Source organism: Bdellovibrionales bacterium, from assembly GCA_016716765.1.
In the GTDB taxonomy this organism is placed as follows: Bacteria; Bdellovibrionota; Bdellovibrionia; order Bdellovibrionales; family UBA1609; genus JADJVA01.
The window spans coordinates 466,238-480,998 of the sequence record JADJVA010000025.1; the positions used below are offsets into that span (position 1 = coordinate 466,238).

General features: G+C 44.4%; 15 protein-coding genes and 1 pseudogene. 13 read left to right on the top strand and 3 right to left on the bottom strand.

All coding sequences use genetic code 11. The features are described from left to right. Positions 1-6: 6 nt before the first annotated feature. The 3 genes and pseudogenes from IPL83_18585 to IPL83_18595 all read right to left on the bottom strand — a co-directional run bounded on the left by IPL83_18585 (position 7) and on the right by IPL83_18595 (position 3,146). Positions 7-1,651: pseudogene (locus IPL83_18585) on the bottom strand (NAD+ synthase). 66 nt (positions 1,652-1,717) lie between these two features. Then, positions 1,718-2,140 (bottom strand): DUF2203 domain-containing protein, encoded by a 423-nt coding sequence (locus IPL83_18590; GenBank protein MBK9041128.1) that lies wholly within the window; start codon positions 2,138-2,140, stop codon positions 1,718-1,720. Positions 2,141-2,273: 133 nt separating this feature from the next. After that, a complete protein-coding gene (locus IPL83_18595; GenBank protein MBK9041129.1) occupies positions 2,274-3,146 on the bottom strand; it encodes a hypothetical protein in 873 nt (290 codons plus the stop codon). Between the two features lie 41 nt (positions 3,147-3,187). Between IPL83_18595 and IPL83_18600 the strand changes: the two genes are divergently transcribed. The 13 genes from IPL83_18600 (at position 3,188) to IPL83_18660 (ending at position 14,726) form a co-directional block, all read left to right on the top strand. Continuing rightward, a complete protein-coding gene (locus tag IPL83_18600) occupies positions 3,188-4,222 on the top strand; it encodes a tetratricopeptide repeat protein (GenBank protein ID MBK9041130.1) in 1,035 nt (344 codons plus the stop codon). A 256-nt stretch (positions 4,223-4,478) separates the two neighbouring features. Continuing rightward, complete coding sequence (locus IPL83_18605) at positions 4,479-4,673, top strand: hypothetical protein (GenBank protein MBK9041131.1); 195 nt, start codon at positions 4,479-4,481, stop codon at positions 4,671-4,673. A 117-nt stretch (positions 4,674-4,790) separates the two neighbouring features. Beyond that, positions 4,791-4,997 carry a hypothetical protein gene (locus IPL83_18610; GenBank protein MBK9041132.1) on the top strand — a complete coding sequence of 69 codons (207 nt, stop codon included), beginning with the start codon at positions 4,791-4,793 and terminating at the stop codon, positions 4,995-4,997. Between the two features lies 1 nt (position 4,998). Further along, positions 4,999-5,493 (top strand): prepilin peptidase, encoded by a 495-nt coding sequence (locus tag IPL83_18615; GenBank protein MBK9041133.1) that lies wholly within the window; start codon positions 4,999-5,001, stop codon positions 5,491-5,493. Then, complete coding sequence (locus IPL83_18620; protein MBK9041134.1) at positions 5,494-5,778, top strand: hypothetical protein; 285 nt, start codon at positions 5,494-5,496, stop codon at positions 5,776-5,778. Next, positions 5,775-6,416 (top strand): hypothetical protein, encoded by a 642-nt coding sequence (locus IPL83_18625; protein MBK9041135.1) that lies wholly within the window; start codon positions 5,775-5,777, stop codon positions 6,414-6,416. The genes IPL83_18620 and IPL83_18625 overlap by 4 nt, the downstream gene beginning before the upstream one ends. A gap of 2 nt (positions 6,417-6,418) precedes the next feature. Then, a complete protein-coding gene (locus IPL83_18630) occupies positions 6,419-6,949 on the top strand; it encodes a hypothetical protein (GenBank protein ID MBK9041136.1) in 531 nt (176 codons plus the stop codon). An 18-nt stretch (positions 6,950-6,967) separates the two neighbouring features. Then, entirely contained in the window at positions 6,968-7,855 is an 888-nt protein-coding gene (gene cpaB / locus IPL83_18635; GenBank protein ID MBK9041137.1) for a Flp pilus assembly protein CpaB, read from the top strand. A 93-nt stretch (positions 7,856-7,948) separates the two neighbouring features. After that, positions 7,949-9,400, top strand: a complete 1,452-nt coding sequence (locus IPL83_18640) for a pilus assembly protein (protein MBK9041138.1) — start codon at positions 7,949-7,951, stop codon at positions 9,398-9,400. Positions 9,401-9,519: 119 nt separating this feature from the next. Next, complete coding sequence (tadA, locus tag IPL83_18645) at positions 9,520-11,772, top strand: Flp pilus assembly complex ATPase component TadA (GenBank protein MBK9041139.1); 2,253 nt, start codon at positions 9,520-9,522, stop codon at positions 11,770-11,772. Further along, a complete protein-coding gene (locus tag IPL83_18650) occupies positions 11,769-12,647 on the top strand; it encodes a type II secretion system F family protein (GenBank protein ID MBK9041140.1) in 879 nt (292 codons plus the stop codon). Before tadA ends, IPL83_18650 begins: the two co-directional genes overlap by 4 nt. Positions 12,648-12,673: 26 nt before the next feature. Continuing rightward, the gene (locus tag IPL83_18655) at positions 12,674-14,374 is read left to right on the top strand and encodes a cell wall-associated protein wapA (GenBank protein MBK9041141.1); all 1,701 of its coding nucleotides are present in this window, start codon (positions 12,674-12,676) and stop codon (positions 14,372-14,374) included. 22 nt (positions 14,375-14,396) lie between these two features. After that, the gene (locus IPL83_18660) at positions 14,397-14,726 is read left to right on the top strand and encodes a hypothetical protein (GenBank protein ID MBK9041142.1); all 330 of its coding nucleotides are present in this window, start codon (positions 14,397-14,399) and stop codon (positions 14,724-14,726) included. Positions 14,727-14,761 lie beyond the last annotated feature (35 nt).

Genomic DNA, 14,761 nt, shown 5'->3' on the forward strand with positions numbered 1-14,761 from the left:
AGTCCTTCAATCGAGAGAATGTTGGGCGATGGGGAAACGGCGTCCTCGACCAAAGGCGTGATCTGATACCTTCAATATCGGTGGAGCCTGCCATCGTTTAAATTCTGAGGCCATCAGGAGGTTTAGGATTCTTTTTTCCAAAGGGCCCCGTGGCGGCTTTCGTTTGACCACCAATTTATGAACAATTCCATCGAGTAAGTCATAGGGAGGCAGAGTATCCTGGTCCAGTTGATTTGGCCTCAGTTCAGCAGAGGGAGGCCGTGTGATGATCTCTTGAGGTATGAGTTCAGATTCCAGATTAAAGTGTTTGCACATAGATATGACCTCGCTTTTGAGAAGGTCGCCTATCGGAGAAAGGCCTCCGCACAGATCTCCATAGAGAGTGCTATACCCAACAGCGAGTTCACTCTTATTGCTTGTATTTAGAAGAAGGCTATTTTCCCGATTTGAATAGCTCATCAATAGAAGTCCGCGCAATCGTGCTTGAACATTTTCATTCATCAAACCAAATTCTCGAGCTCCCAAGGACTGTTCAATCCCGGAAATAACAGAAGAGTACATGGGATTCAATGGAATGATCTTGAATTCAATTCCAATATTCTGAGCAAGTTGTTCGGCCAAGACAAGACTCTCTGGTCGGCTGTAGGGCCCAGGCATCGAGATGCCACATACATTCTGAGGTCCAACAGCATCTTTTGCCAAGCAGGCGACAAGAGCTGAATCGATGCCGCCGCTAAGGCCGAGATGCAGACGACCAATACCAATTTTTTGTGCGAAATCTCTGATTCCCAAAACAAGAGCTTGGCGGAGGAGTTCGATCTTGGAAAGTCGCTTCTTGAAGGAGGGGAATTCTCTTGGAGGCGTGATTCTTAGATCTATCAAGATCAAGGACTTGCAAATTCTCTTCGAAAAAGGGTGCTTGTGTCAGCAAACTGCCACTTCTGTCTACCGCGAAGCTGCCACCGTCAAAAATCAACTCATCTTGCGCGCCCACCATATTGACGTAAATCACTGGAGCTTTAAAATAGGAAGCGGTTTTTGCGACCACCTTTCTTCGAAAATAATCTTTTTGTGAAGTATAAGGTGAGGCGCTGAGATTTACCACCAGGTCCACTTTCTTTTTCACAGACGTCAGTGGATTTTTGGTGTAGGGGGACCTTCCCAAAGGAGATATCTCGGGCCATGCCCACAGATCCTCACAAATGGTAACAAGAATGTTTTTACCCTTAAGCGAAAAAAAATTATTCTTTTTCGGTGAGCCTGGTTCAATATGCCTCCCCTCGTCAAAAACGTCGTAGGCTGGGAGCAGTTTTTTTGGAAAGAACCTGAGGTGTTTGTCTTTTGAAATGAGTACAGCTGAATTGTGGTACGATTTTCCCGATGAATTTATATTATCTGTGAACGCTCCAAGTAGTACGGTCAATCCTTTTGGTATTTCCTTACTCAGAATTTGTAGCTGTTGTTTCTGAGATTCAATGACTGAGCGACGCTCGAGAAGATCCATTGGAAGGTATCCAAACAAGGATGCCTCAGGAAAGACAATGAGATCACAATTGTTTTCAGCCGCTCGTTGGCAATAGTTGAAAATCTTTTTTCGATTTTCAGAAAAATCTCCCAAAACCGAGTTGATTTGCGCCAAAGCAATCCTCATGAACATGCTCCTCACGTACAGACAGACCAGAAAAGTAGACGGTCAAGTAACAAGAAAATACCACTTTTAGTCTATTTGGAGTGAATAATTCCCTTCAGAGGTCCTCAGCTTTTCCTTTATCCAATCTTCGACGGGCCGTCTATTGCTAAAGCCATCGCTGTAGCCATGCCAATATTTGATTTTTTCTTCCGGATATTTCCAGCAGAAATGCCCATCTCCAGAGTCAAAGTCAACCAGCCAAAGTCCCTTAGAAACGGCGCCCAACTTTTTAATTTTGTCGTGCCATGAATTGATCAATGAGTTAATTTCTTCTTCAAGTTCCGAGCCTCCCCGTCCTTGCGGATATTCTGTTTCCAGGCGACTGATCAGTGCGTCCACCTTTTTGCTGTGATATTTAGTTAATCGAAGGATTACCGGCAGCAATTGACCGGCCTCCTCTAAAGTAAAAAGACCTTCACGATAAATCGTGACTATTCCCGAGCTATCCATCCCCACATCCCCCTACTGAATACTATTCATTACTTAGTATCAAATATTCAACATCCCAGATTTCCTTGAAAATTTTCTCTCATGTGATGCTGCTAAGGGCGGGATGGAATGCAATTGCCAATAACTTATCGCATTAATCCCAAGATTTGCTTATTTGTAGGCCTTGACCGCCAAGGAGAACAACAAGAGCGATAATGATTGCTGCTATAATTAGAATCCGGATGAAGTTTCCAAACGACATTTCATTTTCATCGATAGTTTGCTCTTTTGCAGCGATCTTACGGTTTACTCTAATTTTTTCTTCTCTGTTCGTTCCGCCTGCGAGTTTATCACTTTTTGTTTTTGCGGATATTTTCTCTTCTGCGTCCTTTTCTTTCTCGGCAGCTAGGCCAAAGGCCCTATCCAATGTCGATATCTTGATCTTTTTGCTCCTATCACCTTGTCCTGAGACTGAACCTGGCAAAGAAATTTCAGTACTTCCAGTGTAGAGATTCTTACTCCCAGCCTTGGCTCTGTTTCCTTTTGATTTTACGGAAGCTTGTGCGCCACCCTCACTTTGATCGAAACCAGAGTTAGCATTTGCCTTGCCTCGACCGCCAGCTCTCGAATAAGAGGCCTGGCCTGTCGAACTACCACTTCCTTCACTTCCTGGTGTGGGAGCCGGCTTTTTTGTTCCGCCACCACCGCCACCACCGCCTCCGCCACCACCACCGCCTCCACCACCTGGTGGCACACCGGCCGTAAAGGTAAATTTCTCGTAAAGTTGGCTGCAGATTCCGGTGTCACCACCAGCCCCCCCTATGCCTGGAAGCTCACCTGTTTCGAGGAGGCAAGCGAAGTAACTGCCAAAGTAGGAAGTGGCCCATCGGGAGAATGATCCGTTAAATTGATAGAGCACGCCAATAGCAATGGAGACGATAACAATGAGGACCAGGATATACTCGATCACGCCCTGTCCGGATTGAGAACGGATAAGTCGAGCTGTCGGCAGATTTGTTTCATTCATTTTTAGCGTCCACAAATGAACAATTGTTGGTATAATCCACTATGCTTTATCGGTTTATTTTGGGATTTTCAGTAGCCCTTTTAATTGGTACGTCCGCAATAGCAGGCAGGCCCCGAAAAGGTGAACCTTCTAGAGATCATTCGGAACCAAAGCAAACGATTAAGAAGAGAGAGGAAAAGGCAAATCAGGCCTTTCAGGCGGGTGATCATCGGAAGGTTGAAGAACTTCTTATTGGTCACTTGACTGAGATTTCGAAGTCCTCTCGTCTTTTGTTGGCTGATTCCCTGCATAGCGAAAAAAAGTACACAGATGAAATTCGCGTCTTAGAACTGACTATCAAGGAAAATGAATCTGACTATCTCGTATTAACAAGAAGAGGAGATGCCTACGCAGAATTGAAGAAGACTGATGAAGCGATTAGTTCATACCGTTCGGCAATTAGCTCGAATCGAAAGTATTTTCCTGCGTACGAAAATCTTCTTTTTCTCTTTGAATCGACAAATAATTACTATGAAGCAAAGGTAATTCTTAAGGATATGTCGAACATATTCGGCGCAAAAAAAGAATTTTATCACAAGCTTTGTCGCTTGGATTCCCTTGACGGATACATTGACAGTGGATTGAAAAATTGTCTCGATGCGATTTATAGAGATCCGGACTATCCTGACTCTTATGTCTACCTTGCAAATAACTATCGTGATGCCGGCGAAAAAGTAAAGGCACAGAAGGCCTATGTAGAGGCAGCAAAGAAATTTCAGGGCTCTGAGTTTGTTCAGAGTGCGGCTGGCCGATATCACTTGGAGATTCAGGATAACCATTCGGCATTTAAATATTTTAGCCAGGCCGTAAAATCTGATCCAGAATCGGTTCGAGCGCTAGTTGGATTGGCAAAAAGCGGTCTTGAGATTGGCGAATTCAAAGTTTCGCTAGATTCCTTCATGAAGGCCTGTAAGAGTGATAAGTCCGTAACAGGTGAGTTCCGGCACGCAGCAGCTCAGTTGCGGGTCAAACGCAATTATAAGTGGAGTGGGGACTTTGAAGCAAAATCAACTTTGTGCCGAGTTGATGACAGGTAGGTGTATAGGCTTTTGACACTGTCTCATGTTGAAGCATAAGAGTGTCAATTATTGCACGAAAGAAAGAGATTTCTTGAGGCTTTTCAGACCCATGCTACAATCAATTCATAGCGCATTTCACGTTTATCAATCGCTAAACGTAGTTCGTGAATTCATAGGGCAAATAATTAAAAACATATAAATTCTTTAGGAAGTTACTGTCCTAAGGCTCATGTATTGGTCGTCTTGTACCGATACAGAAATAAGGGAGAACGCTATGAAAGACCTCAAGAAATTCGCTAAAGCCATTTGGTCTGATGAATCAGGTCAAGGAGCAACAGAATATATTCTGCTCCTTGTGGTTGTTGTTGGACTTGTGATGCTATTTGGGCTGCGAATCAAAGGAATGGTTGGTGAGAAATTGAGCGATTTGGCTGGCGGAATGGGAAGTATTGTTCCTACTGGTGAGTGATTGTTTCTGAAGAATTTTTACTGGTCTTAGGCAATGAAGGACCTTCAATGAACGTATTGGAGGTTCTGCGTATGGCGTTTGTTGAATGCGGTTGACGCTCACATGGGGGGTTGTCTGATGACCGTTGAACTGGTTTTGTTATTGGGACTTTATGCTTTCATCATCATGGGAGTGTTCCTTGGTGATTCTGGGCCTTTGGGAACATTTAAGAAATCCGGTCCACGTTTAGGAGCTCGAGTTGAGAGAAATATTTCAACTGGTTGGGGCTTTCGTAAAGCAACAGATGGCGACAAGATCAATTGGTTAAAGCCAGGTGGGAGTTGAAGTGCAGACTGCATTGGCCGTGGGGCTGCCCACCACTATCCTATTGGCTGGTCTCATAGATGATCTTCGATCAGGTAAAGTTCATAACTGGCTCATCCTCAGTCTAGGATTAGTGACGATACTCACAGTTGGTATATTCATGCAGCTTTCTGGGATACATCAGGGACTTTTGGGCTCAGGAATGGCGATTGTCCTGTGTATTCCTCTTTTTAAAGGCGGAATACTGGGTGGTGGCGATCTCAAACTGCTTACGATCTTTGGATTGTCTACGGATTGGAATACGGTTCTTTGGGTTTTAGTGTATTCGTTTTTTTGGGGAGCCTTGCTGGGACTGATCAGAGCTGCGCTTTCTGGAAATGCAATACAGCTATTGAAAAACACAATCAAACTGGCCCTGCCAAAAACAAAGAGAGAGGAGCTTCAACTACAAAGGATTCCTTATACGGTAGCTCTCGCCTTTGGCTGGTTGACTCAATTGAGCCTGGTCTGGAGCTAAATGATGAAAATATGGGCTTCAATTTCAAACTCTCTCAATTCAAATGAAAAGGGACAGTCAGTTATCGAGGCGATTCTGCTAGCCGTCGTGTTGTTGGGTATTACAATGTTTGTCACAAATTTCTTTAAAAAGGAAGAACTCATAAAAAAGATTATCTCCGGACCTTGGCAAAATTTGGCCGGGATGATTCAAAACGGAGTTTGGGCGCAACGGTCAGCTAGTATGCAGGTTCATCCCAATGTTCACAAGCGGCATGTATCGGTGAAGGGAGCTGCAGCAAAATGAATGTTCAAAAGCCACTTTCAGTTTTGAATTCAGAGAGAGGTATTTTAACGATCGATTTCATTTTTGCTTTTATTATGGTTATGGGATTTGCATCTTTGATGTTTGCTCTGTCTTTGACTCTCACCTTAGTCGAGGTCACTCAGTACATTACATTTGCTTCAGCTCGAAATTTTTATGCGGCTCACATTGCTCCGCCTGCCCAGGAAGCCATGGCAACTAATAAATATGAAGAACTGACCAACCATCCCGTTTTTGCTCCACTTTATAGAAATGGTTGGTTTTCAATTCAGCATCCTCCCATTGTCGGAGACATTTCCATAAAATTTCCTGAATACCAGCCAACGAATGCAGGTGACCCAAACCTATTTTGGGGTGTTGGCACTTCATTTGTTGCGCGAATGCTTGATTTTAATATTCCTATTTACGGCTCCACCACAAATGAGGGGGATGGATCAGGCGACGGATTTAATACATTTATTGTTTCGTATCTAGGCAGAGAAGTGACTACGAACGAATGCGTAAATTTTTCGCGCAATCGGTGGATTTCGATTCGCAAGCTTTCGGCGATTGGGTCAGTGGGATATTCGGCGAACACATCTGATGGAGGCTATATGACCTTCACTGATAATGGGTGTTGAATATGGGAATTAATAAAAGTGGTCTTTGGAGGAAGTTTTTCGATTGGTCGCCAAGGTTGCGAACTCGCGATAAGAACCAGAGAGGCATGGCGACCATTGAGTCTCTGCCGCTTTTGGTGATCTTTGCTGTTTTGATGAGCTATGGAATGGGGCTATTTGGTGCCGTTCATACAGGTATTTTACAATCCATTGCCGCGCGCACCTACGCTTTTGAAACATTCAGAAACCGAACTAATCTTACTTTATTTAGAGAAAATTTAAGTGGATTGTCGGATCCATTGCAAACACAACTGTTTGGCATTCGATTTCACGCGGTATTGACTGAAATTCCAAGTCCGCAATCAGAGTTTTTTGCGTCCGAGCGACCTCTTGCTGTGGGACGTAATGTGGCGCAGACGGGCCGTGAGTTTAACATTCACAATCAAAATGTTTTTAATGGAATTGGATTGAGAAACGAAACAGTTGAGGTGAGTCCTATTTGGATCATGGTGGGCTATGGAATCTGTTTATCTGCAGCATGTGGGGACAACTGATGGAAGGAGCATTTTTAAATGAATCAAAATGAAACAAGAACACTTTGGATAAGCGTGGGGGCAGCCCTCTTTTCTGTCTTTTTGCTTTACAGCTACACTCAAGAGAAAAGTGCTGAACTAACAAAAAAGTTTGGAGCCAAACAAAGAGTTGTAGTGGCTAACCAGGATATTATGGAAATGAATACGATCGATGAAACCATGCTTCAGGTGGTCGAAAAGCCAGTTGATTTTATTGAGCCAACGGCGCTTTCTAATCCTGAGCTCGCGGTCGGAAAGGTTGCCCTGGCTCCGATCAAAAAGGACGAGCAAATTTTGGAAAGCAAAATCATGGAGCCAGGTCCAGTGACGGGACTATCTTTGCAGGTCGCCCCCAGTAAACGAGCGGTAACCCTGCCCGTTGATGAAATGCGGGGAGTTGGAAAGTTGGTAAAGCCTGGTGATCGCATCGACATTATTGCCGCACTCGATGTCGGCAAGGGGCCTGCTCAAAGGCGTGAAGTGAAAACAATTATGCAAGATGTAATTATTTTGGCGACTGGTCTAAAAATATTTAATGAATTGCCACGCTTGTATGAAAAGCAGGGACGAGAGGACTTTATCAAGAACATTCGAGGCGATACGACCTTTACCAATATAACTGTTGAGGTATCTCCCCAGGAGGCGCAGGATCTTATCTATATTTTGTCAACTTCTCCGGGCTCTTTGTTTTTGACATTGAGGCACCCCAGCGATCGGACTCCTCGGAGACTTCCGTCTTCCACGGTAGAATCAGTTTTAGGCAGGGTGACCGGCCCATTGCTCGCGGAGCAGCTAAGGGCGCCAACTGCGGCTTTACCACCACCACCGCCACCACTTCCCCCTGCCGCGTCCAAGAAAAAGGCTAAGGGCCCTTGGAAGGACTTATAACGAATGATTTTGAGTAAGCTATCCAACGTATTCAAGGTCTCTGGCTTGAGGAAAAGGAGGAATTCTTTTGCCCTTTCGAGACTGATGATACTGGTGTGCCTGCTCAATTATTCGGTAGAGGTTTATGGCGATGACAAGGCTGGCTATCCAGTAAAAGATCTCGCACTCTCAGTTGGAGTCTATCACGATGAGGTGATTCCCAATGCTCCAGCTAGCATCAGTCAATCCGGAACTTTTCGCGGAAAGACTCAGGTTCAGTACAATCCGGAGACGAAGACTCTCCGATTTTACCCTAAGCAGATAGGAATTGCGACTCTGATCGTTCAGGATCCCGCCACTGGTGTCGTTCTTTATGAGTTTCATCTCGACATTAAAAAGACTGATCTTCGCAAGGTCGCCCGCGAAATAGGCGACCTTTTAGGTGACATTGAGGGGATCACGATCAAGATTTTGAACTCAAAAGTGATCGTGGATGGGCAGATTTTACTGCCTCGAGACATGGCGAGAATTCACGCGGTAGTCAAGCAATACGGTGGATCTGCTGACACGCTTGTGGTTTTAAGTCCGGTTGCCCAACGCAAAATTGCTGAACTAATAGAAAGAGACATAAATAATCCAGAAATCTCTGTTCGTGCGGTCAACGGGAAATTTATTTTGGAGGGTTTTGCCAACGATAAGCTTGAGAAGGATCGTGCAGAAATTATCTCGAAAACCTATGTGCCCGATGTTGTGGTTGATACAGCAGAAGCAGACAAAAAGATCCTTCCTCGCAAGGTTGATGTAGTGATCAACTTAATTAAGCTTAAGCCAGCGCCAGCCGAAGAACCAAAGAAGATTGTTCAATTGGTGGTCCACTACGTCGAATTGCAAAAAGATTACACGAAGGGATTTCGCTTTCAATGGACTCCAGACATTGGAGATTCATCGTCGATGAAATTCACAACAGGCGGGGATTCTACCGGTGGAGTGGTGTCGACAATCACAGGTACGATTTCAAACCTTTTGCCAAAGCTCAATTGGGCAAAGGAACATGGACACGCACGCGTCTTGCAGAGTTCCAGTTTGATTGTTCAAGATGGAAATCCTGGAATTATCAATTCTATTTCGCGCATTCCCTATCAAATAGTAAATGCTCAGGGCCAGCCATCTACTAACTTTGAGGAGACTGGCATTCGAACAAATATCACTCCAGCTATTTTGGGGGCACGATCTGATAGTGTGCAATTGCAACTTAACTTTTCTGTTAAAAGTTTGATTTCCTACACGGATCAAGGACCTTTGACTTCCGCTCGAGAGGTTCAAACGGTCATTGTGGTGCGCAGTGGTCAAAGTGCAGCCGTGGGAGGTCTGATCACTAATGATAGTGGAACGAATTACAATAAGCTTCCGGCCAATGCCAGTCGGAATCCAATTATATCGCTCTACGCATCGAAGGATTTTCGACGCAATCAGAGTCAATTTGTGATGTTTGTGACTCCGATTATCAAAAGTTCAGCCAGTGCCGGGTCTGAAAAAATTAAGCGTAAATTTCGATTGAATAATTGATAGCTGGTCATTTGGTCGAGTCGGGGTGATCAAGCCTCAGACTTTCCCTCTTTTTTCCGATAGGACGATAGGGGGAGCGTAAATTGGCTATTCATGAAAATTGCCATTTGATTTGCGTCATGGGCGGTAAAGGTGGCGTCGGGAAAAGCGTTTTTGCAGCCAACCTCGCTTGTACTCTGATGCTTGAAATGAGAGCAAAAACGCTTCTCATTGATCTAGATGCGAGGAGTTGTGGTGATCAGAATGTGATCACCGGGCTACGTCCGCAAAAGACGGCAGGCGATCTGGCCAACTTGAAGGTTTCTATCAACGCCCAAAGCCTTGGAACAATCGTAGCCCAACACGCATCTGGACTTCATTTCTTAGGCGCGGTGCAAACCCCTGATCAGGTCTTAGATGCCTCGCCCGAGTTGTTTAGGAAGCAACTATTTGTTCTCAGCCAAAATTATAAATTTATCGTGGTGGATCTAGGATCAGATATAACTCCCCTCCAATTGGGTATGATTGAGGATTCGAGTTCCGTCATCGTCGTTACAACTGCAGAAGTCTTAGCTGTGAATCAAACTCGTAGAGTCATGAATGATCTTATGGCAGCAACTGTGCCTGGGGATTTATTTCAGATAGTTTTGAATATGGTCTCGCGTACCAGTATTGATCAAAGAGTGATTAGTCAGGGGCTAAGGCGACCAGTTATAGGATCTATACCTCAGGACGATCAAACGGCTTACACGGCTCTTCAACGCTCAACTCCTTTTGTTTTGACTGCTCAAAATATTCCAATTACCTCGGCTTATCACGATATCGTAAGAGTGCTAACTGGCGGAATCATTCAAAAACTGAAAGGCTTGTCTCGCCCGCAAAATTTGAAGTCCCTACCGACGACTTCCTCGTCAGGTGCCGCTCCCCAACTGAGGGCCGGGCATTCGGCTTCTCCAACGGAGAAGCCTCATCGAGAGTTGGATTTTCTCACGCAAATGAAGTTACAAATTCACAGTGAGCTGATCAAGGAGATGGATCTCAAGAAAGATTTGACAAGTTCAAAAGGTGATACAGCGAAGGAAAAGGAACTTCATTCAAAAACGCAACGAGTGATTACCCAGTTGGCCGATAAGCTTGGCCAGGGATTGCCCCGCGATCAACGGAGCCGAGTGATTAAAGAGGTTCTCGATGAGTCGCTCGGTTTGGGACCATTAGAGGACTTGCTTGCCGATCCAACTGTCACTGAGATCATGGTTAATGGGTCCAATAAAATCTATATCGAAAAGAACGGAAAGCTCACCTTGAGCACAGTGACCTTTACATCAAACCTTCAGCTGCGAAATGTGATTGAGAGAATAGTGACTCCATTGGGACGAAGGATTGACGAGAAAACCCCCTACTGTGACGCTCGCTTAGCAGATGGAAGTCGAGTTAATGCAGTGATTGAGCCACTGTCAATCGACGGTCCAGCAGTTACTATTCGAAAGTTTCCTCAAGACCGCATTGTTCCTGATGACTATGTTCATCGATTTAAATCGATGACCCAGTCTATGGTAGACTTCATCAGAATTTGCGTGGAGGAGGGTCTCAATATAATTATTTCTGGAGGCACTGGGTCCGGTAAAACGACTTTACTCAATGTGATGTCGGGATTTATTCCGGCCAATGAGAGGATTATCACAGTTGAAGATGCTGCGGAACTACAGTTAAAACAAGAGCATGTTGTAAGATTAGAGACTCGGCCTGCAAACATGGAGGGCTCAGGAGAGATTTCGATCCGAGATCTGGTTCGGAACTCCTTAAGAATGCGACCAGATCGGATCATTGTAGGAGAGTGTCGAGATGGAGCCGCTTTGGATATGCTGGCGGCTATGAACACAGGCCATGATGGGTCCATGACCACTGTTCACGCTAATAACCCGAGGGAGGCCGTGTCTCGGTTGGAGACACTCTGTCTTATGGCTGGGATGGATCTTCCCGTAAGAGCCATTCGGGAGCAAATTGCTGGAGCTGTTGATCTTATTGTGCAGATATCAAGAATGAGTGATGGTAGTAGAAAACTGGCAAGTATTACGGAAGTCGTCGGAATGCAGGGTGAAGTGGTAACTCTTCAAGAAATTTTCCGTTTCAAGGAGGAGGGCTTCGATAAAAATCGAAAAATTATAGGGACCTTTCAGGCGATGGGACTCATTCCCACATTCATTGAGAAATTCGAAGCGCGTGGAGTTACCATACCAAGGAATTTATTTACTACAAACACCACAGATGCTTCAACAAATGCCGGTCAGGTTGCGAATTCTCAGGGAGGTCCCCGTCCGCGGGTGTCTCCGCAAATCAATTCGCGAATGACGAGGTCGAATCCGACAAAAAAGGTGGGAGGAGAAGAAACATGAGTGTCATTTTTGGAAATGATTTTGTTGTTATTCTCCTGTTTGGAATTTCGGTATTTACCTTTTCTTATCTTATGTCAGATAAGCTTCTTTACAAGCTCCATGAACGCAGTTTAGGGAACAGGGAGGAGGTTCTTCGCTTACTTGATATGATGTTCGTAGAGACGGATCGTACGAGAGTGACCTTGCTCATGTTTCTTTTGAGTTTTGGTTTGGGCGCTCTGGTCTTTTTGATTTTTTGGCCCAATTTGGTTGTTGGCATTGTTATGGGCTTTATTGTGACTCTTATTGGATGGTCGATTCCAAAAAACCTGATGCGATCTCTCTGGGAGAAACGCTGCACTCGCTTTACGGATCAAATGGTTGATGGCTTGACGATTATGTCCAATGGGATAAAGAGTGGTTTGAGCATAACGCAATCAATGGAACGGGTGGTGATGAATATGACAGGACCCATCGCCCAGGAATACACTCTTGTTTTAAATAAAATTCGTCTTGGTATGTCTGTCGAGGAGGCGTTGAATGAAATGGGTGACCGAGTTCCTCGACAAGATGTGCAGATGTTTGTGACAGCAGTAAATATTCTCAAAGAAACTGGAGGAAATCTCTCCGAAACCTTCTCTACAATTGTGATGACTATTCGGGAGCGACAAAAGGTAGAGAAGAAGATACAAGCGATGACGGCTCAAGGTCTTATGCAAGCGGTAATTATTACCTTGGTCCCGTTTGTCTTGCTGATCATTTTTCTCGTTATTGATCCCAACTACGTCAAACCTCTTTTTTCCACGCCTTTGGGCTGGATTGCACTAGCCATCATGCTCGGTCTGCAAGTAATCGGTGGAGTGATGATGAAAAAAATTGTTACAATCAGGGTGTGAAAAAAGGAGAAACGGGTGACTCGAGAATGAGGAGCTTTATTCTTGTTATAATATGCATTTTTATTGTTCGCGAGGCATCTGCTGTCGTGGACATGAAAAATGCGAATTACGCCAATACATGGACAGACTTGACGGTCCCGGGGTCTGGTTATGATCTTCGCGTTCAGCGCACTTACAACAGTCGCTCACTTTTTAATGGCCTGTTCGGTTTTGGTTGGTGCTCTGATTTTGAAACTAAACTTGAGGTGACCGCAGAAGGGAATATACGAATCACTGAATGTGGAGGCGGGCTTGAAGTATCTTTTATGCCAAAAGATTACAAATCTGAAAAGGTAAATAACACAATTGATTCGATCATGGCTGAAGTCAAAAAGCGAAATGCAGATCTTAAACCACAATATTTTAAGGATTTAGAAAAGGAGTTGCTAGAGAGCTCCAGTCTTCGCGATGAATTCACCAGACAGTTAAAGCTGAAAGGCGATATTGTTTCTGGTCGAACTTACTATGCAAACGGCCGTGAGGCTGAGAATCTGGTGTTTGTGGATGGGAAGTATAAAAGGTCACTCGAAGATGGAACCTTTCAGGTATTTGATGGGGAAGGGCTGCTTTATTCTATGTATGACCGAAACGGCAATCATTTGAAGCTCTCCTGGAAGGGCAATTCTCTGATGAGCGTCGTTGATAACAATGGTCGTAAGCTTTCATTTAATTATGGTTCTACAAAGCGACTTGCCGAAATTTCGGGTCCCAATGGGATGGCAGTTAAATATAAGTTTGATGGTGAGGATTTGCGTGAAGTGACCAATGCTTGGAAGAATACATTCAAGTATAAATACGATGGAGTTCACAATCTCACTAAAATTGACTATCCGGATGGAACGTTTAAGGAAATTTCCTACAATAACGACAAAGACTGGGTGACTAAATTCAGAAATCGCCGAGGCTGCGTGGAGAGCTATAAGTATGATGTCGACAAGGAAAACCCCAAAGATCATTACTGGTCAACAGTAGAAAAGAAATGCGGAGAAAAGATTGCAAATAAAAGTTCCTATGAATTTTTTCACGAAAAAAGAAAAGATGGTCTCGGAAAGTATCTGTATCGAGTTCGAACTGATAACAACGGAGCTATTTCCGATGTTGTTTACCATGAAGTGTTTGGTAAACCCATTTCAATAGTAAAGAATATGGCTAAAGTGTTATATACCTATTACGACAACGGTATGGTCAAGACCAAGGAAGAGGCACTTAGGAGTTTGGCATTTAAGTACGAATCCAAATGTCAGAAGGTATCTGAGGTTGATGTGAAATACTTTATCTCAGAAGATTCGATTCTGGCCGCCGGGAAGCGCAAGGTATCAAGTGTCAAAAGGAAGCTAGCTAAAGAGACTAAGACTTCATTTAAATATGACAGTCCGAAGTGTAATTTGATTTTTGCGAAGAATTCCGAAGGTCAATTGGCTAAAATACAATACGATATCCGGGGCAGAATGGCGGTTGTCGAAGATCAATCAAAAAAGCTGGTCAAAATTGGATATGAAGAGAGATTTGGCCTGCCATCATCTGTGGAAAGACCGGGTCTTGGAACAATCAAAGTAAGCTACAAGCCAAGCGGAGAGGTGGATAAGGTTCAAAGCGCAGATGGCTTGACCGTGGCCGTCCAAGTGGGGAACATATTCAATACTTTTTTGGATCTTATTGCTCCAGCTACGGCAGAAACGAATCTCTAGTTCTAAGAGGGGTTACTTTTTTATGCTTGCAACATGTTTTGATAAGGCGACATTTGTGTTGGTTCGGCTTCTGGTTTTTTCTGTCATTCTCTATTCGCACAATTTGATGGTAATAGCCCAGGGCGGAGAGCCGGTGGAGTATCAAGAGGAGCCTAAAGTTGGTGGGTTGGAGGAGGAAGGAGCCGTCACTTCATCTGAGTGTGGGGAGTGTGCCAAAATGCACAGCCAAGTCCTGCTGACAGATAACCCAGAAAAGGATAAGCGCAGGATCTCGAGTATTCTCGACGCGCAAAAGGCGGGTGCAGAAGGCCCTCCAGCTCCTGGAAAAGGCAATTCTCCTTCAACCCGGTAATGGGATGCGGCCTCGAACTGTTTAATTACGAGACA